The sequence below is a fragment of the Paenibacillus sp. LBL genome (assembly GCF_029893715.1).
GTDB lineage: Bacteria > Bacillota > Bacilli > Paenibacillales > Paenibacillaceae > Paenibacillus_AQ > Paenibacillus_AQ glucanolyticus.
The window spans coordinates 1-21572 of sequence record NZ_JARXYU010000010.1; the positions used below are offsets into that span (position 1 = coordinate 1).

The 21572-nt window shown below is 48.4% G+C and carries 23 protein-coding genes and 1 other annotated feature; of the genes, 14 read left to right on the forward strand and 9 right to left on the reverse strand.

Annotated elements, in window-relative coordinates:
- Nucleotides 1–130: 130 nt before the first annotated feature.
- Nucleotides 131–934, reverse strand: coding sequence for an NAD kinase (locus tag M2277_RS19740; protein WP_036644790.1), 804 nt, complete (start codon nucleotides 932–934; stop codon nucleotides 131–133).
- Between the two features lie 65 nt (nucleotides 935–999).
- Nucleotides 1000–2232 (reverse strand): sporulation integral membrane protein YlbJ, encoded by a 1233-nt coding sequence (ylbJ, locus tag M2277_RS19745; protein ID WP_148246480.1) that lies wholly within the window; start codon nucleotides 2230–2232, stop codon nucleotides 1000–1002.
- A 409-nt stretch (nucleotides 2233–2641) separates the two neighbouring features.
- Between ylbJ and M2277_RS19750 the strand changes: the two genes are divergently transcribed.
- Both M2277_RS19750 and M2277_RS19755 read left to right on the forward strand, forming a co-directional pair.
- Nucleotides 2642–3019 (forward strand): globin domain-containing protein, encoded by a 378-nt coding sequence (locus tag M2277_RS19750; protein WP_280755409.1) that lies wholly within the window; start codon nucleotides 2642–2644, stop codon nucleotides 3017–3019.
- A 45-nt stretch (nucleotides 3020–3064) separates the two neighbouring features.
- Nucleotides 3065–3769 (forward strand): DUF2225 domain-containing protein, encoded by a 705-nt coding sequence (locus M2277_RS19755; RefSeq protein WP_152826675.1) that lies wholly within the window; start codon nucleotides 3065–3067, stop codon nucleotides 3767–3769.
- Nucleotides 3770–3851: 82 nt separating this feature from the next.
- Here the strand turns inward: M2277_RS19755 and M2277_RS19760 are convergent, their stop codons facing one another.
- Together M2277_RS19760 and M2277_RS19765 are read right to left on the reverse strand one after the other, a co-directional pair.
- Complete coding sequence (locus tag M2277_RS19760) at nucleotides 3852–4082, reverse strand: hypothetical protein (protein ID WP_009591425.1); 231 nt, start codon at nucleotides 4080–4082, stop codon at nucleotides 3852–3854.
- Nucleotides 4079–4264 carry a YycC family protein gene (locus tag M2277_RS19765; RefSeq protein WP_006212637.1) on the reverse strand — a complete coding sequence of 62 codons (186 nt, stop codon included), beginning with the start codon at nucleotides 4262–4264 and terminating at the stop codon, nucleotides 4079–4081. The genes M2277_RS19760 and M2277_RS19765 overlap by 4 nt, the downstream gene beginning before the upstream one ends.
- 127 nt (nucleotides 4265–4391) lie before the next feature.
- Between M2277_RS19765 and M2277_RS19770 the strand changes: the two genes are divergently transcribed.
- On the forward strand, nucleotides 4392–6185 hold the full coding sequence (locus M2277_RS19770; RefSeq protein WP_280755410.1) for a M3 family oligoendopeptidase: 1794 nt from the start codon (nucleotides 4392–4394) through the stop codon (nucleotides 6183–6185).
- A gap of 293 nt (nucleotides 6186–6478) precedes the next feature.
- The gene (locus M2277_RS19775; RefSeq protein WP_006212634.1) at nucleotides 6479–6883 is read left to right on the forward strand and encodes a hypothetical protein; all 405 of its coding nucleotides are present in this window, start codon (nucleotides 6479–6481) and stop codon (nucleotides 6881–6883) included.
- Nucleotides 6884–6976: 93 nt separating this feature from the next.
- On the opposite strand, the gene M2277_RS19780 is transcribed toward M2277_RS19775, so the two are convergent.
- Nucleotides 6977–7198 (reverse strand): alpha/beta-type small acid-soluble spore protein, encoded by a 222-nt coding sequence (locus M2277_RS19780; RefSeq protein ID WP_006212633.1) that lies wholly within the window; start codon nucleotides 7196–7198, stop codon nucleotides 6977–6979.
- A gap of 218 nt (nucleotides 7199–7416) precedes the next feature.
- Nucleotides 7417–8406, reverse strand: coding sequence for an aldose 1-epimerase (locus M2277_RS19785; RefSeq protein WP_006212632.1), 990 nt, complete (start codon nucleotides 8404–8406; stop codon nucleotides 7417–7419).
- A 176-nt stretch (nucleotides 8407–8582) separates the two neighbouring features.
- Nucleotides 8583–8824, forward strand: a binding site (T-box leader).
- Between the two features lie 106 nt (nucleotides 8825–8930).
- Between M2277_RS19785 and trpS the strand changes: the two genes are divergently transcribed.
- Nucleotides 8931–9917, forward strand: coding sequence for a tryptophan--tRNA ligase (gene trpS / locus M2277_RS19790; RefSeq protein ID WP_006212631.1), 987 nt, complete (start codon nucleotides 8931–8933; stop codon nucleotides 9915–9917).
- A gap of 15 nt (nucleotides 9918–9932) precedes the next feature.
- Here trpS and M2277_RS19795 read toward each other — a convergent pair whose 3' ends face one another.
- The gene (locus tag M2277_RS19795) at nucleotides 9933–10100 is read right to left on the reverse strand and encodes a hypothetical protein (protein ID WP_006212630.1); all 168 of its coding nucleotides are present in this window, start codon (nucleotides 10098–10100) and stop codon (nucleotides 9933–9935) included.
- A 121-nt stretch (nucleotides 10101–10221) separates the two neighbouring features.
- Here M2277_RS19795 and M2277_RS19800 point away from each other — a divergent pair, with 121 nt between their 5' ends.
- The 3 genes from M2277_RS19800 to M2277_RS19810 all read left to right on the forward strand — a co-directional run bounded on the left by M2277_RS19800 (nucleotide 10222) and on the right by M2277_RS19810 (nucleotide 12359).
- A complete protein-coding gene (locus M2277_RS19800; protein ID WP_006212629.1) occupies nucleotides 10222–10440 on the forward strand; it encodes an alpha/beta-type small acid-soluble spore protein in 219 nt (72 codons plus the stop codon).
- Nucleotides 10441–10723: 283 nt separating this feature from the next.
- Nucleotides 10724–11662 (forward strand): heme o synthase, encoded by a 939-nt coding sequence (gene cyoE / locus M2277_RS19805; protein ID WP_006212628.1) that lies wholly within the window; start codon nucleotides 10724–10726, stop codon nucleotides 11660–11662.
- 79 nt (nucleotides 11663–11741) lie between these two features.
- Entirely contained in the window at nucleotides 11742–12359 is a 618-nt protein-coding gene (locus M2277_RS19810; protein WP_006212627.1) for an SCO family protein, read from the forward strand.
- Nucleotides 12360–12478: 119 nt separating this feature from the next.
- Here M2277_RS19810 and M2277_RS19815 read toward each other — a convergent pair whose 3' ends face one another.
- Both M2277_RS19815 and M2277_RS19820 read right to left on the reverse strand, forming a co-directional pair.
- Nucleotides 12479–12826 (reverse strand): toprim domain-containing protein, encoded by a 348-nt coding sequence (locus M2277_RS19815; RefSeq protein ID WP_036644739.1) that lies wholly within the window; start codon nucleotides 12824–12826, stop codon nucleotides 12479–12481.
- A gap of 427 nt (nucleotides 12827–13253) precedes the next feature.
- Complete coding sequence (locus M2277_RS19820) at nucleotides 13254–14405, reverse strand: MFS transporter (RefSeq protein WP_280755411.1); 1152 nt, start codon at nucleotides 14403–14405, stop codon at nucleotides 13254–13256.
- Between the two features lie 176 nt (nucleotides 14406–14581).
- On the opposite strand from M2277_RS19820, the gene M2277_RS19825 reads away from it, so the two are divergent.
- The 6 genes from M2277_RS19825 (at nucleotide 14582) to M2277_RS19850 (ending at nucleotide 21542) form a co-directional block, all read left to right on the forward strand.
- Entirely contained in the window at nucleotides 14582–15028 is a 447-nt protein-coding gene (locus tag M2277_RS19825) for a hypothetical protein (RefSeq protein ID WP_006212624.1), read from the forward strand.
- 120 nt (nucleotides 15029–15148) lie between these two features.
- Nucleotides 15149–16297, forward strand: a complete 1149-nt coding sequence (locus M2277_RS19830) for a transglutaminase domain-containing protein (protein WP_280755412.1) — start codon at nucleotides 15149–15151, stop codon at nucleotides 16295–16297.
- A gap of 128 nt (nucleotides 16298–16425) precedes the next feature.
- Nucleotides 16426–18477, forward strand: coding sequence for a peptidoglycan D,D-transpeptidase FtsI family protein (locus M2277_RS19835; protein ID WP_280755413.1), 2052 nt, complete (start codon nucleotides 16426–16428; stop codon nucleotides 18475–18477).
- 151 nt (nucleotides 18478–18628) lie between these two features.
- Nucleotides 18629–19375 carry a Cof-type HAD-IIB family hydrolase gene (locus M2277_RS19840; RefSeq protein ID WP_280755414.1) on the forward strand — a complete coding sequence of 249 codons (747 nt, stop codon included), beginning with the start codon at nucleotides 18629–18631 and terminating at the stop codon, nucleotides 19373–19375.
- 7 nt (nucleotides 19376–19382) lie between these two features.
- A complete protein-coding gene (locus M2277_RS19845) occupies nucleotides 19383–19862 on the forward strand; it encodes a DUF456 domain-containing protein (RefSeq protein ID WP_280755415.1) in 480 nt (159 codons plus the stop codon).
- A gap of 54 nt (nucleotides 19863–19916) precedes the next feature.
- Entirely contained in the window at nucleotides 19917–21542 is a 1626-nt protein-coding gene (locus M2277_RS19850; protein ID WP_280755416.1) for a putative polysaccharide biosynthesis protein, read from the forward strand.
- The last annotated feature ends 30 nt before the right edge of the window (nucleotides 21543–21572 follow it).

The window sequence follows — 21572 nt, forward strand, 5'->3', positions numbered from 1 at the left end:
GCAAAAACACCTCCAAGGTTGTCTCCATATCTTACGACATGGTTGCATTCTCTTGAAGGTGTTTTAATTTGTCTCACGCTATGGGGTCAGTCCCTCTGTTAAACAGATGACCGATCTTTTTTTAGTTCAATCAGCCAAGAAATGCATCCCTCACACGATTCCAGAACGGGAACGGCCGATAACGGGCAAAGCTGACCTGCTGCTCCGCCACTTGACAGCGCACGGAAACGAGATCATCAATCGAGATGTTGACATGATCGATGGTCAGCAGCAGACGCTGCTCTTTACGCGAGAATATATCACAATGATGATGCTTGGGCAGGAGGAGCGGTGAGCCCAGCGTACGGAATATCCGATTGTTAATCGAGGCGATCTCCGCGATCTGAAGGGCATCGATGGAGGGGTGTACCATGGCGCCGCCGACACTCTTGTTATAGGCCGTGCTGCCGGACGGCGTGGACACGCAAATGCCATCTCCCCTGAACATCTCAAAGGTTACGTCGTTGATGTCAATCTGAGCGACGACAGTGCCGTCAACGCCCTTAAGCGTAAATTCGTTTAAGGCAATGTAAGAGGACGTCCCTGATTTCTTATGGATTTCCAGCTGAACCAGGGGATACTTGACGAGACGCGGCTTCATGCCGCTGTGTTCGCCTTCTCCGCTCATATGATCAATTAGCTCCGTCAGTTCATCCGCCTTCCAGTCTGCATAGAATCCCAAGTGTCCCGTGTGGACACCAACAAAAGCGAGGTCAGGAATCCGGTCAATAAAAGTATGAAAGGCGTGCAGCATCGTACCGTCTCCACCGATGGAGACCACAATCTCCGGAGATTCTGCATCCAGCACAAACCCCCGCTGTTCCGCCAGCTTGTGAAACTGCTGGGTCAGCTCTACAGACAATGGGTCACCGCGGTCCAGAACATAATATCTCAAGTTGATAAGCTCCTTTGTAAAGGTTATATAAAGATGATAATCAATCTTGAAGAAGAACACAATGTTCACCTTGGGAATTTGCGGAATTTCTGCTGCAGTCCTTTTATGAACTGGATCAACAACGTAAATGTTATGAGGAAACCAAGCAGCATGCAAAAAGCCGCCATAATATGGGTATACCCGTTTAGAACGGAATTCGAAACAGCCGGCAGGGCCATGGTCGGAATGGAAGATCCCATCACGCTCTTCCACAACAGCATGACTGCTGTCGCGGCAATCAGGCCATGAACGAGTCTTGCGATGACAAACGGGAAATACCTGAGGTTCGTAGAGTTCAGGATGCTGATAATCTGTGCATGAACGGACAAGCCGCCCCAAGACAAGATGAAGGCCGCTGCAGCCGCTTTATACGCCAACGGAATGGCGGCACCCGCTTCCCCGGCGTAACGCGCTCCGAGTGTTACTTCAAAAATCCCTCCTACGATGGCAGTGGAGAGGGACTCGGGCATGCCAACCAGGGACAGCATCAAACCGATAGCCTCGGTAAGCGCCGGGATAACGCCGGCACGGGTCCAAAGCTCGAGAAAGACGGAGAAGAATACCACGAGCCCGCCAACCACGATATTAAGCTGGAGCGATGATTGTATCGCTTGTCTCAGCAAGGTCCCCAAGTCCCGGCCATCCTGCTTCCTCGCAGCATGCATCGCACGAATCGCGGCTTTAACCCGGCTTGTCTTAACCTGAGACAGGTGAAGCGGCGATTCAGATGAGCTTTTAGCGTCATGTTTGCCATGAAACCTCATTAGCAGTCCGACAAGGAATCCACCGCCATAATGGGCTATTGCAAGAATGATACCGATTTTAGGATCGTGAAAAAAGCCGATGGAGACTGCTCCGATTAAAAATATAGGATCAGAGGAAGTGGTAAAGGCCACGAGCCGTTCGCCTTCCTCTCGACTTACCATTTTTTGTTCCCACAGTTTGGCGGTTAATTTGGCACCGATCGGGTAACCTGATACATATCCCATTGCGGCAACGAATCCCCCTGCTCCCGGAATACGAAACAGGGGCCTCATCATAGGGTCCAGAAGGGTGCCAATCAGGTGCACCACACCAAACCCAAGCAGCACCTCTGAAATGACAAAGAACGGGAACAGGGACGGAAAGAGAACGTCCCACCATATCGCCAGGCCCCGAAGAGCGGATTGAAGAGCGGCATCGGGAAATACAGCCATCAGGATAATTACGCTGAGGAGTGCCGTTACAAGCATGAACCAGCCCATTTTTTTCATGGTCATATAATGAATACGCCCCCTGGCATCGATGTGAACTACTGAAATATAGGTCCATTAATTTAAAATCTATGCAGGATATAGGACAAACAGTATAAAAAAACATGAGAAAGCGGTTACAAATGTGCTTTATTTTCGAGGATATTGTGCTATAATAAAAAACATCAAAGCACATCTTTCGTATTATGTTTGGATGGAGTGATGATCATGAGCATAGTCGCAGGTATCCTAGTATGCGCCTTCGTTTATGTAATACGTGCTTCTCTCGTCCAGAGTGAAGAAGACTGGCGCAGTTATTAATAAGTTTCTAAAAGGTGCTAACCATTGCTTAGCGCCTTTTTTTGTTGTTTTTGCTATAATAAAAAGGTATATCCAATCGAAAGCGAATCATAAACAGATGGGAGAATTAGCGGATATGAATCCGAACTTAAGCATCTATGATAACCTCGGGGGTGCCGAGGGTGTACGTTCGCTCGTCGAAGCTTTTTATCCGAGAGTTCAGCAAAATGAATTGCTCTCGCCCTTGTTTCCGGAGGACATCATGCCGGTGATGGACAAACAATATATGTTCCTGAGTCAGTTCTTTGGAGGGCCTGCCCTATTCTCCGAAGCCTTCGGTCATCCCATGATGCGGGCCAGACATATGAAATTTCCGATTACGGACCGCCACGCTGAAGAATGGCTTGGCTGTATGACAGGAGCCTTGATCGAAATCGGCGTGGAGGATGATCTGCGTGATTTTGTGCTACAGCGTCTTTCCGGTCCCGCTCACCATTTCGTCAATACACCTTAGTGCCTTGGAACTAGAAGTGGACTGGAATTAGACGCGAATGAAGGGATGGCGAATGGCGTGAAGTTAGAACCCTTGTATTCCATCAAGGTAGTTTGTGCGCACTGTGAGCAAGAATATTTAACATCTAGAGTAAGACCAAGCTTCAAAAAGGCATTCCGAACAGATACGGACTTCTGCGCTTATTATAAATCGGAGAATCCTGATTTCTACGTGGTGCGTGTCTGTCCTGAATGCGGATTTGCCTCAACGGAGAATTCGACTGTGAAATTGAATGAGCGGCAGAAGACGCTGTTCTACGAGCAGGTTGGATGCCGATGGGACAAGAGGGATATGGGCGGTCCACGCAGTCTGGAGGATGCCCTGGAAGCGTATAAGCTGGCTCTCCTCTGTGCGCAAGTGATCGGGGAGCGGGATCGGATTGTGGCCAGCCTGCTGCATCATATTGCTTGGCTGTATCGGTATCAAGGCAATCAGGACCAGGAGAACCGCTTCTTGAAATACAGTCTTGAATCCTATATCCGGGTGTTTGAACACGAAGGAGTAGGAGCAAACGATGCCCGTCTTCTATTCCTGATTGGAGAGATCCACCGCAGGCTGGGACAATTCCAGGAGGCGGTTCAATGGTTCTCCCGAGTGGTCCAGGACGAGAAGATTATGGATGCTGCCATGATCCGGGCTTCCAGAGAGCAGTGGAAGCTGATCTCGGAGCAGATACGGGAACAGAAGAACGCTGCAAAGGCGGAATCTTAATGAATGCAAAATGCAAACAGCCCGCCGAATGAAATGCCAGCAGGCTGATAAGAATGCTCATTCTTACTCGTACTAAGCGAAGTCAGCGAAGTCGCTGATCCGTGAGCAAGTAGTCGATGTCGCTGTCCAGTACGGTTACTTTATTATGGCAGCAGGGGAAAATCAGCAGCTTCTTTTTCCCCTCTCTAACACTCACTAATTCTTTGGGCTTCATTGGCAGTAATACATTGTCAGTTCCACAGAAAGGGCAGCTGTGTACATAAACGTCGTTTCCAACGACATCGTAAGGCCACGTATTAGAAAAAGGGATCATGAGTTCTCCGATGAGTGAGGCTCATCGTCCTTTTTCGAGGATGGCCCTTCATCATTTTTGGCAAGCTCGGCAATTTTCTGCATCAATATATGCTGTGGCATATGCATCAGCTGTTCCAGCGGAACGCCCAGCTGCTTGGACAGTGTAACCGCCGTCTCCGGTGATATTTGTAAAGGTCTCATGGCTTCCAGCTCCTTTTAGTTATAGCAGTAATTTGATTTATATATAGTTATACACTTTTCCCTATGCTCGCACAAATGGTATTACTGCATGGATTCATATTATGATTCGAAAGGTGATGAATGTTCGATGGCACTTCAACAAACATGGGATTTAGATTCGATATTTCCTGGAGGGTCTTCCTCTCCACAGCTCGTGAGCTTTCTTGAGACCCTTGAGCAGGATGTACATCAGCTCCAACAGGATGTACAGGCACTGTCCGTTCCGGAAACCGTCGAGCGTGCGGCGAGCCTTGAGCGTTTCCTAGAGCAGTTTCAAAGCGCCTATGCCCGTATCCGTGAAGTCTCCGCATTTGTGAGCTGTTTGACCGCACAGAATGTGAATGACAAAAAGGCGGTTCAATTGACCGGCCGGGTAACTTCCTTGTCCGCAACCCTGCAATCGGTTAAGAACCAATTCGATAATGTGCTCCGCGGCATGAACGATGAGCTTTGGACCGCTTGGACAGGTACAGATAAAGTGTCTCAGCTGGACTTTGTATTGAACGAAGCCCGCAACCTTGCCAAGGATAAAATGAGCCCTGAGCTTGAAAGCCTGGCTCTGTCCCTCGGCGTTGACGGTTATCACGGTTGGGGAGAATTCTATGATACCATCGTGAAGAAAATCCAGATTCCATATGAGGAAGATGGCAAGACCGTCATGCTGTCTGCAGGACAGGCATTCAATAGAATGCATGATCCTCGCAGAGAAGTACGCCAATCCATGTTTGAAAAATGGGAGCAGGCTTGGGGAGATTCTGCCGATTACTGCGCGGATACCCTTAACCATCTATCGGGCTACCGCCTGAAGCTGTATGAGAACCGCGGCTGGGACGATGTACTGAAAGAGCCGCTCGCCATTGGCCGAATGAGCCGTGAGACTCTGGATGCCATGTGGGCCGTCATTCAGGACACCAAGTCGGTACTGGTGGAGTATTTAAACCGTAAAGCGAAGCTGTTGGGCTTGGAAGGCTTGTCGTGGACGGATGTGGATGCACCGCTTCGTACTTCGGCTGCCAAAATCTCCTACGATGATGCTGCCGTCAACATTGTCGAGCAGTTCCGCAAATTTAGTCCAAGGCTGGCAGACTTCTCGCAAATGGCCTTCGACAAGAGCTGGATTGAGGTCGAGGATCGTCCAGGGAAAAGACCCGGCGGTTTCTGTACATCCTTTCCGGCAAGCAGCCAGACGCGCATATTCATGACATTTGGCGGAACCGCCTCGAATGTTTCGACGCTGGCTCATGAACTCGGTCATGCTTACCACCAGCATCTGATGGGCGGAATTCCGGTTCTCAACCAGAAGTATGCAATGAACGTTGCTGAGACGGCCTCTACATTTGCCGAGATGATTGTTTTTGATGCAATGGTGAAGGGTGCCGGCAGCGAAGAAGAGAAGCTGGCTCTGCTGGAAGAGAAAATTCAGAACAGCGTAGCTTTCTTTATGAATATTCATGCACGGTTCCTGTTTGAAACCCGCTTCTATGACAAACGGAAGAGCGGACTGCTCAGCAGCGAGGAGATTTCAGAATTGATGGTTGAGGCACAGAAGGAAGCCTACTGCGATGCTCTGACATCCTACCATCCTCATTTCTGGGCATCCAAGCTTCATTTCTATATCACGGGTACACCATTCTATAATTTCCCATACACCTTCGGTTATATGTTCAGCACAGGCTTATATGTACGGGCATTGGAAGAAGGTCCGACCTTTGCTGATAAATATGACGCGCTTCTTCAGGATACAGGTGTCATGTCCGTTGAGGATTTGGCTAAAAAGCATCTGGATGTGGATTTGACTCAGCGTGATTTCTGGCAAAGTGCGGCGGATTCTTGCATATCCGATATCAGACAATTCTTGCAAATGACTGAAACTTTGGTATAATTTGTTGATTATCATCGGAAAAACAGATAAAAAGGCCGTTCCTGAAATGGATATCTCTATCCATATTCATGTTTATCCCGTCAAAATAGAGAAGCTCCCAGCGAGCTTCTTTTTTTGTCGTAAAAGAAAGAAAGTTGACGCAAAAAAGGAGTGGAAATCTAAAATATTTGTGCAATTTTAGTAATAAATACCCAATTGTGTTGAATATTGTTGATACATTGATTTCTTTATCCTATAATGAGTCACAAGCCCTAATAATAGGGAAGATTTACTAATAAAGGAGGGGAGAAGAGATGGTAAAACTAGATCAATTATCACTGGCTAGACAATTGGACATTGTTTTTAAAGAGCTGGAAGAAGAGTTGGGAGGTCTAAGTTCAGGGACAGTATTTGTACAAATACGAAACAATGTAATTGGTAAATTTGGCATACGGCATAATCCATTGGCTGGGCGAAACGGGGTCATTGCTCCTTGTGAAGAGGGGCTTAGTGAAGCTCAACAATTCTCTTTTCGTACGATGGCGCTTGAGAGTTTGAAGCATAAACGCCATTGGACACATGGCGAAATTAGTTATGAATTTATGGTACGGCAAGGAATTGTCGTGGTAGATGCTATTCTTGAATCGAACTATAACATGGCCAATCTAATGATTCGGTACCCTCGTAATACATATGCCGAAGCTGCTTCGGAATCCTGAAATCATTTATCATATAAAACATATAACGAAAGAGGCGATCTTTGGGGAGAAGATCGCCTCTTTCTATTTGTGGCTGGAGGGAAGAGATGCGAATTACAGGTTCGAACGACCCGATAATTGCTGCTCAGCCAATTGAACCAGACGTTTAGTAATGTAACCTCCCAATGAACCGGTTTCACGGGAAGTATAGTTTCCATAGTAACCGTCTTGTGGAATCGTTACACCCAGTTCTTGTGCAGCTTCCATCTTCAATTGTTGAAGAGCTGCAGTTGCTTGAGGTACGACAAGATTGTTAGAAGAACGACCTTGAGCCATGTCATGTCACCTCCTTTGATGTTGTATGAGGATATTATGACCTGAATGCTAGGGGTCTCATTCGTTCTGGAGGAAGATTGATCACTGGTAAAATTAGCCGATTCATAAAAATCGTCGTTTATATAGAACAAACCAGAGCAGCACCCTGGTTTCAAAGGTCAACTCTGGTTTGGATAAGTTAAGTATAGATGCTGGTCATCCAGCAGGGATAGAGTGAACTAATCTTGATGCGTTTCCGGTGAAGTTCTCTGGATGCTGATCTTGGTATTCAGATTGACGGTCTGTCCCGGTTCCAAATGAATCAGTCCGGTTTCGTCGTCCGGGAGATTCAGATTGGGAGCGTTAGGAAGCCAGGTATAGGGTTCGATACAGAGGAATTCCTCTGCGACGCCCTTGGTATAGAGCACCCAGTGCTTGAAAAAATCACGATCAGCCGAATAATGGATTTGATAGCCGTCATCCCGTTTAAGCAATGCCTCTGCCGGCTTGCCTTCAGGAATTCTCAGGATCGTATCCAGATCGGCATCCTTCATATTGAGTCCTGTATTCAGTAGTTCCAGATCGCCAAGCGGCGAGAGATCACCGGTTGGGATCAGTTCGTTGTCCAAGGTATAAATACCTTCTACAGGCAGATCAAGCGTCCAGCGATGCGGTTCGCCATCCAACAGGAACCACGTATGATAGCCCATGCCGAATGGTACAGGGCTAGAACCGAGATTGGTTACACGAAGACTCTGCGACAGGCGGGTACCTTGAAGGCGGAAGGTCATCTCCAGCTTCAGCGGTACAGGAAATTGAGCAATCCACTTTGGATCATCCGATGAGATGAACTCTGTCGAAACGGCACAACCGTCATCTTCTTCCTCAATGTCGCTGACACACCAAGCCTGTGAACGGTGGAGTCCGTGGATATGATTGTCGTTCGCGGTATTTTGATCAAATTGATACGTTGTTCCGCCATATTCGAAATGGCCCTTGGAAATTCGACCTGGCGGAATGAGCATCGGGATGCCGAAGTGGTAAGGCTTCTGCAGATAGAATGCAAGCTCGCTTTCATCTGGTCTTCGGAGAATTTCGCGTGTGTTCTCGATGTCTTTGATCCCAATGACGTTGTTACCTAGACGAGGAAGGAGAGTCACTTCAAGACGGCCGCTGTTTAAAATATAGGTGTCGTAACCATTCCACTGGCCTTTGGTCACTTGATTCATATCGATGCTCCTTTACTAACAGAAATCATGGTCTGGACGATTAAACACATCATAACAGATTTTTGTGGAAAGGGTAAAAGAAAAGCTTCAAAACCCAAGACAACCTGATTCCAAATTGGAATTGACAAGGCAGAGCAAGAGTTTTATCATTGCATGTAATAGTGAACCATAATGATGGAAACACGATGACAAGGACAAGTAAGCAGTGCGGTCTATCCTTCAGAAAGCCGGTGGTTGATGTGAACCGGTGGATCCGCTTTGCTGAATGGACCTTCGAGTGCCGAGCTGAACGGGAGAATGCTGTTATTCCTTAATATGCCGGCCGGGTATTCTCCGTTACAAGAATCTAAGGCTGCATCGATTTTTTGATATGCTGTTGCAGCGAATAAGGGTGGCACCACGGTCACACGTCCCTTGCGGATGTGTGGCCTTTTTTGCGTTCATATAGGCACGTAGGCATGCTTCGTATATCGGGGCAGATTCGGGATTGAAAGAATTTTTCGAGATAAATTGGAGGGCTAATCATGAAAACTGTATTATCGGGCATTCAGCCAAGCGGTAACCTGACACTGGGGAACTATATTGGCGCCATCAAAAATTTTGTTAAACTGCAGGAAGCACATGATTGTTATTTTATGGTGGTCGATCTGCATGCCATTACCGTTCCTCAGGAGCCGAGCTCGCTTAGAGAACGTTCTGAATCGGTTGCCGCACTATACGTTGCTGCCGGAATTGATCCAAATCGTGCGAATATCTTTTTGCAATCCCATGTGCCGCAGCACGCTGAGCTGGGATGGATCATGACAACCCTCGTCAACATGGGTGAATTGGAACGGATGACGCAGTTCAAGGACAAATCAGAAGGCAAGGATTCCGTAGGAGCCGGGCTATTCGTCTATCCAGCGCTTATGGCTGCAGATATTTTGCTCTACAATGCCAATCTGGTACCGGTGGGGGATGACCAGAAACAGCATCTTGAGATTACGCGTGATTTGGCTGCGCGGTTTAATCACCGGTTCGGTGAGTATTTCAATGTACCGGAGCCTTTCATCCCTGAAGTAGGCGCTCGGATTATGTCGCTTGATGATGCATCTAAGAAAATGAGCAAGAGCAATCCGGTAGAGGGAAGTTATATCGCGATGCTGGATACGCCGGACCAAATTCGCAAAAAAATAAGCCGTGCCACAACCGATTCCGGAACAGAAGTGGTGTATGATCCATCAGCCAAACCGGAAGTCAGCAATCTCATGAGCATTTACTCCGAATGTGCCGGAGTGTCTTTGCAGGAAGTGCAAGCACGCTTTGAAGGAAAGATGTACGGGGCGTTTAAGAAGGAGCTTGGCGAAGTGGTGGTGTCTGCTCTGGAGCCACTACAAAACAGATACTACGAAATTCGCCAAACCGGTGAAATTCATGACATTCTAGCCAAGGGAGCGGAGCAGGCACAAAGAACTGCGACTCAGGTGCTGGATGGCGTGAAAGACAAAATGGGCTTCCTGGCTCCGAGATAACGCTGTCCAATCTGTTTAAGAAGGTCTGCGTTTCGCTTTGATAATGAAGCCCCAGCCGATGTTGAAAATGGATAGGATCCCTAGACCGACAGCAAGAAATCCGTTATAGCTGATGGAGATGGCTGCAGCCGCCAGTAGAACGATGGAAGATACCGCAAACCAAAGAGATAAGCCTTTACTCATATGAAAAAACCTCCAAAGATAAAAAATTTAAAAAATACGTATAACGCTGCAAGAAGGAGCCATAATAAGTTTGCAAGCTTGCACTGGAATTACAGACATTCAGTGAAGGGAGATATTTAATATGGCACGCAGCAGCAACAATTTGGTGGTACCTCAAGCAACAGCAGCATTACAACGTTTGAAACTCGAGGCTGCTCAAGAACTAGGCGTAACGATTCCTCAGGACGGTTACTATGGTAACTATACTTCCCGTGAAACAGGATCCCTGGGCGGATACATTACAAAACGTTTGGTACAGCAAGCTGAACAGGCTCTTTCTGGATCTGGCCGCACGCTGTAATATCTTTCTCATAACGTGAGTGGGAAGCCCGGAGCGCAATATTTGCGCTCCGGGCTTTGTATTCATTTCAGAGGCTCGACACGCATTCTAATACATAGACAAATTGTGCCTTAAACAACGGTATAACGTCAAGATTATATCGCTTCCAAATGTCACTGAATTGTCATATAGATGGAACGAATTCCGAAGGATTGCTAAACACTTTTTACTAATGATATGATAAACTTTATAGCGGAGGCAGTACTTCCTCCATAACGACAGATACAAGGAGGAACGTTTACACGTGGATAATCACTTGAGATACCAGGCTCCTTCAGAATCCGCGGCACTGGCCTCGGCAGCGCCTGCACCTCCCGATAAGGCGGGGACTTGGAAAGATTTTATCACGGTGACGAAACCCGGAATCATCCGGTCAAATTTGATAGCGGCTTTTGCCGGATTTTGGCTAGCATCGCGTTGGGATATCCAATTTGGATTGATGATTATGACACTTCTCGGAACCGTGCTTGTCATGGCTTCGTCCTGTGTATTCAATAACTATTTTGACCGTGAACTCGACATGAAGATGGAACGGACCCGGAACCGCTCTCTTCCAACCGGACGGCTGACGCCAAAGGTTGTTCTTTGGTATGCCGTCATTCTTGGGGTGGTCGGACTAGCTATACTATTCTCGTTCTCCGGTGTACTGGCAGGTATATTCGGAGCTATCGGCATGTTTGTTTATGTGGTTGTCTATACACTGTGGCTAAAGCGCTCTTCGACATGGAGCACCTCGGTAGGCGCGATTTCTGGAGCAATGCCTCCGGTGATCGGTTATGTGGCAGTGACAGGAAGCGTAGATATGGCAGCAGTTCTGCTGTTCGCGCTGTTATTCCTATGGCAACCGCCCCATTTCTGGGCGCTGGGCATTCGTCGGGTCGAGGAATATCGGGCAGCGGGCTTCCCTCTACTGCCAGTTGTAAAAGGAATCCCGCGCACGAAGATACAGATGATTCCTTATTTGGTGCTTCTCATTCCAATACCGATTCTGATGTACGCGTATGGGTATGCAGGTATATTTTTTCTGGTTATCGGACTCTTTCTGGCTATTTGGTGGCTTTACGCCGCACTGCAGGGTTTCCGTGCCAAGGACGACGAAGCCTGGTCCAAAAAAGTATTTATTATCTCCATTAACTATTTGACCTTGAGCCTGATCGTTCTCATACTTAACACCACTTTTTAATAAGGTGGAGTTGCTATAGGCAGTATATCACCTGATTAGGAACTGGTTTGTTTGAGACGAAGGGAGAACGAGGAAGGTCATGAGTGCATTCAAACGGTATAAATGGACTTGGGTATTGCTTGCTGTCTGTGTAGTTGCAGCTGTTTATCTGGTTTACAATTCGCTCGGCTTCGGAAAAGAAAAATTTCCGATTGTTCGTGAGGTTGCCGCCTATTCCATGGAAAATGTGGATGGGAAGACCATCACTTCAGAAGATACCAAAGGCAAGGTGAAACTGATGTACTTCTATTTCACCAGCTGTCCGGATGTATGTCCGATTACAACACTGGTCCTTTCACAGATACAAGAAGACTTGAAAAAAGAAGGTTTGTTTGGAAAAGAAGTTAACTTTGTGTCCATCTCCTTTGATCCGGAAACCGATACGAAAGAGAAGATTAAGGCATTCGGGGACCGATTCTATGCCGATTATAGCGGCTGGTACTTCCTTCGAGGTGATCAGGAGGAAACGCGGAAGCTGATGCAGGAATCCTTCAAGATTCCGCTGCTTGGCAATAACTCGACCAATTTCACTCATGGCAACTCCATCGCGCTGGTTGACCGGAATAACAATATTCGGAAGACCTATAACGCAGCGGATCCGGCGCAAGTGAAGACCGAGGATATTGTGAAGGACATTAAGACCTTAGTTAAGGAATAACATAGTGGTAAAACCAAAAGACGCGCTTCATCGTTAAAGATGGAGGGCGTCTTTTTTATATTCTTCAACTGGCTCATAAAAGGCTTTGGACCAAATCAGGCGTTCTTACCCAGGGTAAATCAGAATTCATCAGGTGGCGGATAAATAATGAATTCTTCCAGCCCGGCTTTCTCCAACTGGGCAATCAAGTATTCATCCGGGGTTCCTTCAACACCGGCATACCCCCGGCGTGTATAGATTTGCCCGGCATCTGGGAAGACATCTCGCAGGGCCCCGCGAATTTTCTTGCCGGAGCTGTCATTATCCATAAACAGATAAACCTCCTGGTCTTTCACCTGTTTATGCAGGCTCTCAAGCTTGGCGGTGTTTAATGTTCCGAATGTACACAGGATGGTTATATCTGATGTCAGCAATCTGCGGATTCGGCTGCGATCGTTCTTGCCCTCTACAATGAGGAATATCGGCATCTTTTTTCACCTCTGTCATGATACGGAGATCCTTGGCAGCATTCCCCGGGAAATGTTGATTCGACGTCGAATGATGTATGTATAGTGTAACTTGTTTTTTGTTGATCATGCAAAGCAAACGAAATAAACGGCCATCCGAGTGGAAGGCCGTTTAAGCTAATCCATGTATTCTAGTAGAAGCAGCTCAAAATGATGACAAGCAGAATATACAATACAAGTACCATGCCTACAGAATTTCCATGGCCTCCATGACAGTGCTTATGATGATGAACATGACTCATGTTACTTCACCCCTTGGTTAGATGTCCGTGGTCATTTGCCACACTGTATCTTATGTGGTTTTACCCATACGGATTGTGTGTTGGCCTATCCGCCACTTTTTGGGCGCTTCATCATAACAGGGTACAGGTTCATTAGTCATTTCAGACTATAACGGTGAGATGACCGTTGATGGTGCTTCACGATTGCGTTTCGGAAGCATGAGCAGGACTGTCATCAGCATGAGGAATGCGATAAAATAAGGAGACACTATCGTCCGGAACTGTCCAGCTGCAATCGGTCCGACAAAGGACCCCAGCGACATCGCAATGGATTGCAAAGAGAATACTTTGCCGAGTCTGCCTCCTCCGCTTAGTTCAATAAACAGGGAGGATAACGCCGGGAACAGCAGGCCTTTGGCAAGACCCAGGGAAAACAGGATAACCATAATCGGCACATGGTCTGCTGCAGCCAGAGCGTAAAAGCAGATCGCCAGTCCCAGCACGCCCAAAGCGACCCTGACATGAGGCGCATAACGGTTCAGGAACAGCATGCTTAACGTGACCAGAGCCCCAAGGCTAATGACGGAGAATAAAATCCCCGTAGACATTATGCTTGCCTTCCCGCTTTCGCGAAGCGGAATTTCGAAGAACAGTATGCCTTGAGAGCAGGCGATAGCAAACGGAATTAAATAAAGGCGCAAGCTAAACGGAAGCCGTGCCGGCTTCTCTTCCTTGGAAGTCAAAGCATTTTCTTTATTGGCGGCCGTGGCTGATAACCGCTTGGGTAGACTGAAGAATGCCATAAACCCGGTAAAGATCAAGAGCCAGCCCAAACTCTGAAATGTACCGGAAAAACCGGCGTTAGCGACAATAAAAGCTCCTGCTGCCGGTGACAAAACAGAGGCAAGGGTGTGTACGACGCCATGACCGGACATGTATTTGCCTTGCGTAACCGGATCACGGGAGAGAGAAGCTAACAGCGCCAGGCAGGCTGGTGATAAAAAAGCCAGTACAAAGCCGCTGATCGAGCGAAGCGCGAGCAGCTGCCAAGGCAATTGGACATGAGCTTGGAGTAGCAGGATAACTCCAGCCGCGGTTAAACTGAAAATAATGTAGCGTCTGCTGCCGTGTCGGTCGATTAGATTACCTGCAATCAAATTTCCAGGCAGATGCGTCAAAGCATAAATTCCCATCATCCACCCGATAAACGTGGGAGCTGCACCAAGGGAAATCGCAAAAGGTGTCAGCACGGGATACTGAGCATGCAAATCAAAAAACGCCAGAAACAAAAACATATAGAGCCATAAAGCGGTTTTCAATATGGCACCCTCCTATCCGGCAAGAGTTCGATATTACTACTTGTACGTTCGAAGGGGCAAGCTTATACCTTTTTGTGAAAAGACCCGGTTGGCTGACAGCTTTGCGGGGTATCATGTATAATTAATAAGACGGCAAAAAATACGCCGCCTGAAAGTATGGACGGGAGTGAAATAAATTGGATACACAGGTCTGGATTGAATTTCTTAAACAAAACTGGCTGGTCATTGCGATTGCCTTAATTATCTTGTTTATTGTACTGAATGTGTTAAGAACCGTAATCAAGTGGGTACTTGCGGTCCTTATCATTGGGGGATTGCTGGTGTACAGCGGAATTTCCTTGGATAAGATTGGGGAAGTGGTGTCCACGGTGAAGGAAGAGACGGTGGATACGATAAAAGCGGAAGCGATGAATATGATGATGAAGGAAGCGAAGGAAGCCAAATATACATCGAATGGGGACGGCACCTACTCGATTAAAGCTCCCAACCTGGAGCTAAAGGGCAGTGCTGGTTCAGAAAAGGTTGAGGTCACTTTCCGCGGGGTTTCGGTAGGAAAGTGGGATATCAATGATACGATCCGGAGTTTTATCAACGATGCCAAGTCCAATACAGCCACTAAATAAAGAATACTACCATAATCGGATGCGGATGTAAGGCAGCGTGGGCAAGTTTATCTTATTGCCAGCAAGCCTGCCCTCTTACATCGGTAGACAAGACATCTTAGGGAGAGGAGGGGATACCGTATGATGTCGGCATGGAAGGATAGCGTGCTCGATGGAAACGGAATTACTATCTTGCTGCTGCTGATTGTGGCTTTTTCATTATGGCAGGGGTGGAATCGTGGAGCCTCCCGCTCAGCCGGGAAGCTTGTTTTTTTTCTGGGGGATGCGGTGCTGCGTTTGGTTGGTCTTGCAATTTCCGTTCCGTTTACATTGTGGTTATCACCCAAGGCAGGGGACTGGTTGGGTGCTGCCTCAACGCTGCCGAATCGTGAACTGCAATTCTGGGAGCAGATTTATTATACGGCTCTAAAATCGCTGGCGGATTTTCCGCTGCTGAGGTTCGCCGTGCTGTTTATGCTCAGTTATGCGCTGATTGTATTTATGCTTCGGCTGCTTGTTTCCCTGATCATGGGAAGCAGGATGGGAGTCTTCGGATCGAGAAAAGAAACCCGGGCATCGCTGCCCAGCCGGCTTGCAGGTGCGGGTATCGGAGCCATCATGGGTGCTGCGCGGAGCATTATCGTGATCGCGATTTTGTTCATCTATGTCAGCCTGAATCCGGACCACGGCTTTAGCCGGTATGTTGAAGCTTCACCCGTATATCAGCAGGGTGCACAAGCTGTCATTGAGCCGCTATCTGGTTCGCTTGTCAAGGAAAAGCTGCCCGTATTCACCCAATCCGTTCAGGATGAACTGAATGGAATCATACAGCGCAAGTATGAGGTGATCGACCATAAGATTCCCGAGGGAATCGAACAGACAGCCGCCCATGTCGTGAAGGGGGCAGCCACCGACGAAGAGAAGGCTCGAAAGCTTTATGATTGGGTTGGCAGCCGCATCTCGTATGATCATGACAAGGTAACATTGTACGAAGAGCAGCGGATATGGAAAGAGCAGACGCCCCAGGATACGTATGATACAAGGTTAGGCGTATGTATCGACTATGCCCGGCTATATGCCATGATGGCACGGTCACAGGACCTCGAAGTCAGGGTGGTGACCGGCAGGGGCTACAATGGACAAGGCGGTTATGGCCCCCATGCCTGGAATGAGGTTTATTTGAGTGAAGAAAAGCGGTGGATTCCGCTGGACCCAACCTGGGCACAGAGCGGCAACTGGTTTAACCCGCCGCGCTTCAATGAGACTCATATTAAAGAGCAAGTGTTTTGATGATGGACAGGGGCGGACTTTCACAAGGGAAGTCTGCCCTTCTCTTGAGGTCGGCCCTCCGCGTGAAGTGGGGGGGCGTTTATGTTAAGATGGGTTTATGTGATTGTGGGTAAAGGGGAGAAGCATACGTGAAAGGGTTTAGGCCGGATAAACGCAAACAAGAAGAAGGGGATGCCGGCAGTCAGTTTAATTTGCGGGTCAATCTGTTCTTTTTCAGCACATTTATCATATTCTGTGTCATTATTATACGTCTTGCGATACTGCAGTTTGTCGAAGGGCCTGAGCTGAAAGAGCTCGAAACCGGCGGGCAGGTTAAGAATTTCCCGCTGCAACCCATCCGGGGGAGCATCATCGACGCTTCCGGAACGCCGCTCGCTTACTCGACACCCTCCCAAGCACTGTATTTAACGCTGTTAAAGGATTACAGTTCCTCTGAGAGAGGGAAGAAGAACCGTCCGGAAATTGAGAAGTTGGCTGAGGAAATGGTTAAGATATTCGATCAGCATGGGGACCCGAAGGCAGAGAAGCTGACGGTGGACGACGTGATCAAAGCGATGGACCTGGAGTTCAATAAGCAGCCGGGTTATGAGCCGAGACGCATCAAGTCCGAGCTTTCAACCAAAGAAGTGGCTTATTTCATGGAGCACAAGAACGAGTATCCTGGGTTGGAGGTCGTTGAAGAAAGTCAGCGACAATACAATCAGGATAGAATCGCCGTTCAGACCATCGGTTATTTGAAAGAGTTCCGCGGAATTAAGACACTGGAGAAATATAAAGAGATTGATGAGCAGAACAAGAAGCAAAAAGATCCGGGACTCATCTACACCGAGCAGGAAAAGGTTGGTGTTGATGGCCTGGAAATGATGTTCCAGGATGAGCTGCGCGGCAAGAACGGATATATCGGCATTCCGATTAATCCGCAGAACATGGCGGACGGGGTCCCAACAATGATCGCTCCGGAGAAGGGGTACAACATTCATACCACCATTCATAAGGATATCCAGAAGGTTACCCAGCAGGCGATCATGGATCAGCTGAAATGGCTTCATGCCAACCCGGTTTCCGGCAAAACGCACCCGAATGCACAAACGGGTTATGCAGTGGCCATGGAAGTGGATACCGGCAACATCGTGGCCATGGCCAGCATGCCTGATTATGATCCGAATGTGTGGGAGTTCGGGACCGAAGATTGGGAGACGGTCATGAAGTATTACGGGAACGGAACCATCTCTCCGTACAGCTCTGGGCGCTCCGGCAACAATCTGGAATCGACTGTGCTGCTCGGCTCTACGATAAAACCACTGAGTGTGTTGATTGGTTTGAACGAGAAATTATTCGGGCCCAACGACTACTACTATGATTCTGGTGCTGCATTCTTTGGTAAAGATAACTCAAGGGTTCAAAATTCCGGTGGTAAATCCTACGGGTCCCTCAACGCAAGAAAAGCGATTGAGCATTCCTCCAACGCCTTTATGGTTGATTGGATTGGGGAAAAGCTATATAACAAATATGGCTCCGAATCCGTTGGAATATGGGATAAATACATGAAGAAGTTCGGTCTGGGTGTATCCACTGAATCCGGTCTGCCGAAGGAGCATAAAGGAATTATCGAGTATACCAACATTGAGCAGGCGGGAAGTTATTTGGCTGCCATGGCTTACGCTTCATTTGGCCAGTCGGGTAAATATACGACCCTTCAACTGGCGCAATATACCAGCACGCTTGCCAATCAGGGCGAGCGCATTCGGCCACAGCTTGCGAGCAAGATCGAGGATCAAGATGGCAATGTGGTCAAGGAATTCAAACGCGAGGTACTGGATAAAGTGGAATTTCCGCAGCAGTATTGGAATGAAGTTATTGCAGGGATGAACACCCAAGGGCTTCGGGCTTTTGAAGACTTCAAATATGATTTTGCCCGGAAAACAGGAACATCGGAGCAGGATATATATAAAAACGGAAGCCGGATTAGGGTAGAGAACGGGGTATTCATCGCATTTGCACCGCGGCAGAACCCTAAACTGGCCGTTGCCGTCGTAATCCCGGAGGCCGGCTTTGGTTCCCAAAGTGCGGCGCCGGTGGCCCGTAAAATATTTGATGCATATGATGAAATATACGGTCTGGACGGTACGCCTCATCCTAAAACCAATAATGATGAGAACCAGGACGGCGAAACGGAGTAAAAGGTAACGGCAAAACGGCAGCCAACAGCCCGAATGGGTTGGCTGCCGTTTCTTTTATGCCGTCGATACGGGGGAATGTTTTGGCGCACCCTCTTTTGTGGTAAAATGTCGTTATGTTTGCTTGTGATGGATAAGGGGGTTAATTAATACCATGAATTATAAATATCGTTTGTTAGCATTGGATATGGATGGAACACTGCTTCAGGATGATCATGAGGTGTCGGAGGAAACGGTGAAGTGGATCAAGGAAGCCGTCCGTCAAGGCATCCATGTCTGTCTCTCAACAGGTCGGCCGTTTGCGGAGGCTTATCCTTATGCCAAACAGCTTGAATTGACGACACCGATGGTGACAGTGAATGGCGGTGAAGTGTGGCGTGCGCCATATGAACTGTATCGCCGCGCGCTGCTGGACAGCAAGCTGGTGGAACAAATGCATGCGCTGGCTATTGAAACCGGATCCTGGTTCTGGGCGTATTCAGTAGATAGATTATATAACTCTGAGAACTGGACAGATGATATTGCGAATCAGGAATGGCTGAAATTCGGTTATACTACGAAGGATCATGAGGTGCGCCACCAGATTCTGATGCGGCTGCAGGACATGGGCGGATTGGAGATCACGAACTCCTCTCCCATAAACCTGGAGATCAATCCGCAGGGCGTCAATAAAGCGACGGGAATCGGGCAGGTATGCGAATTGCTCGGCATCAGCATGTCCCAGGTTGTAGCGGTAGGGGACAGCCTGAACGATCTGGCCGTGATTCAGGAGGCGGGCCTTGGCGTGGCTATGGGCAATGCCCAGCAGACCGTTAAGGATGAGGCAGACCTTGTGGTTTCAAGCAATAATGAGGACGGCATCGTGGAGGTCATCAGGGATCATATTTTGATCGAAGGGTGAGATGTAGATGGACGTATTGGGCTGGATAATCGTAATCGCTCTGTTTATCATTGGTATGGCCGGAGCAATTTACCCTATTTTGCCGGGGGTTGTCGCCATTTACCTGGCGCTGTTCGTTTACGGCTGGTTTTTTACATTCGAGCATTACAATTCATGGTTCTGGATCATCCAGACGATCATTCTGGTTGTGCTGTTTGTCGCCGATTATGCGGTTAACGCATGGGGAGTCAAGAAGCTGGGCGGATCCAAAGCCTCTATATGGGGCAGTACGATTGGACTCATCGTCGGTCCCTTTGTAATCCCTGCTTTCGGATTGATCATCGGTCCGTTCCTCGGCGCATTTCTGGGTGAAATGTTCGCGGGGTCAGGACCAAGCAAATCCGCGAAGGTGGGGTTCGGCTCGGTCATCGGATTGTTCAGCAGCATTGTGGTCAAGATCGTTTTACAGCTGGCGATGATTATTATTTTCTTCATCTGGATTTTCTAATAGACGTTTGGATCGCTGTGAGAGGCGTTTTGGAGGAGAAAGAAGGGTACGGTTTTGTCAAAGAAAGAATCATTTATTAAAGGCACAATCATCCTGGCCGTTGCTGCGCTGGTGGCCCGTGTACTTGGGCTTGCGCAGCGGGTGCCGCTTGAGCATATGTTAAATGATATAGGGGATGCCTCGTTTACGATTGCTAATAACGTATATTTAATGCTGTTAACCGTAGCTACGGCAGGAATTCCCAGCACGCTAAGCAAAATGGTCTCGGAGCGGCATGCACTGAATAAGCCTGCCGAGGCACAGCGCGTCTATCATGCAGCGCTTATCTTTGCCGGAGCGGCCGGCGTCATCATGACGCTCCTGCTGTATTTTGGAGCACCCTTCTATGCAACCAATATAGCTAAGGTGCCGGAATCCGCAGCTGCGATACAAGCATTGGCTCCTGCCCTGCTGCTGTTCCCGGCCATCGCGATGATGCGGGGGTATTTCCAGGGGCGCAACAATATGACGGCAGGCGGCATCTCTCAGATCATCGAACAGATTGCAAGGGTTTTAACTGCTATTGGTCTGGCATATGTGCTTCTGCGTCTGGGTTATGACGATACCTGGATTGCGGCAGGCGCTTCCTTTGGTGGCGTACTCGGCAGCATCGGGGCATTTGCGGTGATGCTGTACTTCACGGTAAAACTTCGCCGAAGTGACCGGGAACTCAAGCTACCGGCAGCCGACCGTTCCATTCCGCTCGGGGGAATATACAGGGATATCTTTACCCTGTCCATTCCGATTGTCTTATCGTCGCTGGCAGTTCCAGCCGTCAATTTCATTGATGGTTCCATTGTTAAGCCGCTGCTTATGGGACAGATTGGTCCCGAGCAAGCAACAGCAGTACTTGCGGTGTTAGGAAACCGGGCACAGAGCGTGGCAGGAATTCCGCCGATCTTAGCGATTGCGCTGAGCACCTCGCTCATTCCGATCATCTCTGCAGCCTTTGCCCGAAAGGATCAGGAGCATTTGGAACGACAAGTGACGCTTGCTATGCGTGTTGCTATATTGACGGGAATGCCGGTTGTTATCGCACTTTGCGTTGCCGCGTATTCCATTAACGGCTTGCTGTTCAGTTCCCTCGGGGGAAGCGGGATTATTGGCTTTCTGACGTTTGGCACCATTTTTCAGATTACGATGATGACCACGAACTCGATTCTGCTCGGTATCGGCAAGGCCAAGCTATCAATGGTTCACGTTATGATCGGCATTGTGGTCAAACTGGCCGCGAGCTTCCTGCTTGCACCGTTGTTTGGCATTTATGGCATCATTGCAAGCACGGCTCTATGTTTCCTGGTGATCACGATGCTCAATCTGCGATCCATTAAAGCGATTGTTTCTTTCTCCATCCTGGGCAAACGCTGGACAGGCTTTGGATTGACCGTCATTGCAGCCGGCGGAATCGGCTATGGCCTGAATCAGGCCGGTATTCAATTGGTTGACGTCATGCCGGCACGACTGGCATTCCTGCTGACTTGCCTTATGGTGGGCGTAGTTGTTGTTATTGTATATCTGGTGCTGCTGGTGGTGTTTGGCGTACTGCGTCAATCCGAGCTCAGCAGTTACCCGCGCCCGTTGCAGAAGGTGTTCCGTCCGCTGATGAGACTGCAGCCTTCGCGGATGCGGGATCGGGGATAACCCAGAGTTTAAGAGAGCAGCAGCACACAA

Coding starts and splice junctions, on each gene's coding strand:
- M2277_RS19810 (WP_006212627.1), top strand. CDS start 11,742: ATGAGTGCATTCAAACGGTATAAATGGACTTGGGTATTGCTTGCTGTC.
- M2277_RS19780 (WP_006212633.1), bottom strand. CDS start 7,198: ATGGCTCAAGGTCGTTCTTCTAACAATCTTGTCGTACCTCAAGCAACT.
- M2277_RS19800 (WP_006212629.1), top strand. CDS start 10,222: ATGGCACGCAGCAGCAACAATTTGGTGGTACCTCAAGCAACAGCAGCA.
- M2277_RS19775 (WP_006212634.1), top strand. CDS start 6,479: ATGGTAAAACTAGATCAATTATCACTGGCTAGACAATTGGACATTGTT.
- M2277_RS19815 (WP_036644739.1), bottom strand. CDS start 12,826: ATGCCGATATTCCTCATTGTAGAGGGCAAGAACGATCGCAGCCGAATC.
- trpS (WP_006212631.1), top strand. CDS start 8,931: ATGAAAACTGTATTATCGGGCATTCAGCCAAGCGGTAACCTGACACTG.
- M2277_RS19770 (WP_280755410.1), top strand. CDS start 4,392: ATGGCACTTCAACAAACATGGGATTTAGATTCGATATTTCCTGGAGGG.
- M2277_RS19795 (WP_006212630.1), bottom strand. CDS start 10,100: ATGAGTAAAGGCTTATCTCTTTGGTTTGCGGTATCTTCCATCGTTCTA.
- ylbJ (WP_148246480.1), bottom strand. CDS start 2,232: ATGACCATGAAAAAAATGGGCTGGTTCATGCTTGTAACGGCACTCCTC.
- M2277_RS19750 (WP_280755409.1), top strand. CDS start 2,642: ATGAATCCGAACTTAAGCATCTATGATAACCTCGGGGGTGCCGAGGGT.
- M2277_RS19830 (WP_280755412.1), top strand. CDS start 15,149: ATGATGTCGGCATGGAAGGATAGCGTGCTCGATGGAAACGGAATTACT.
- M2277_RS19760 (WP_009591425.1), bottom strand. CDS start 4,082: ATGATCCCTTTTTCTAATACGTGGCCTTACGATGTCGTTGGAAACGAC.
- M2277_RS19765 (WP_006212637.1), bottom strand. CDS start 4,264: ATGAGACCTTTACAAATATCACCGGAGACGGCGGTTACACTGTCCAAG.
- M2277_RS19845 (WP_280755415.1), top strand. CDS start 19,383: ATGGACGTATTGGGCTGGATAATCGTAATCGCTCTGTTTATCATTGGT.
- M2277_RS19785 (WP_006212632.1), bottom strand. CDS start 8,406: ATGAATCAAGTGACCAAAGGCCAGTGGAATGGTTACGACACCTATATT.
- M2277_RS19840 (WP_280755414.1), top strand. CDS start 18,629: ATGAATTATAAATATCGTTTGTTAGCATTGGATATGGATGGAACACTG.
- M2277_RS19755 (WP_152826675.1), top strand. CDS start 3,065: ATGGCGAATGGCGTGAAGTTAGAACCCTTGTATTCCATCAAGGTAGTT.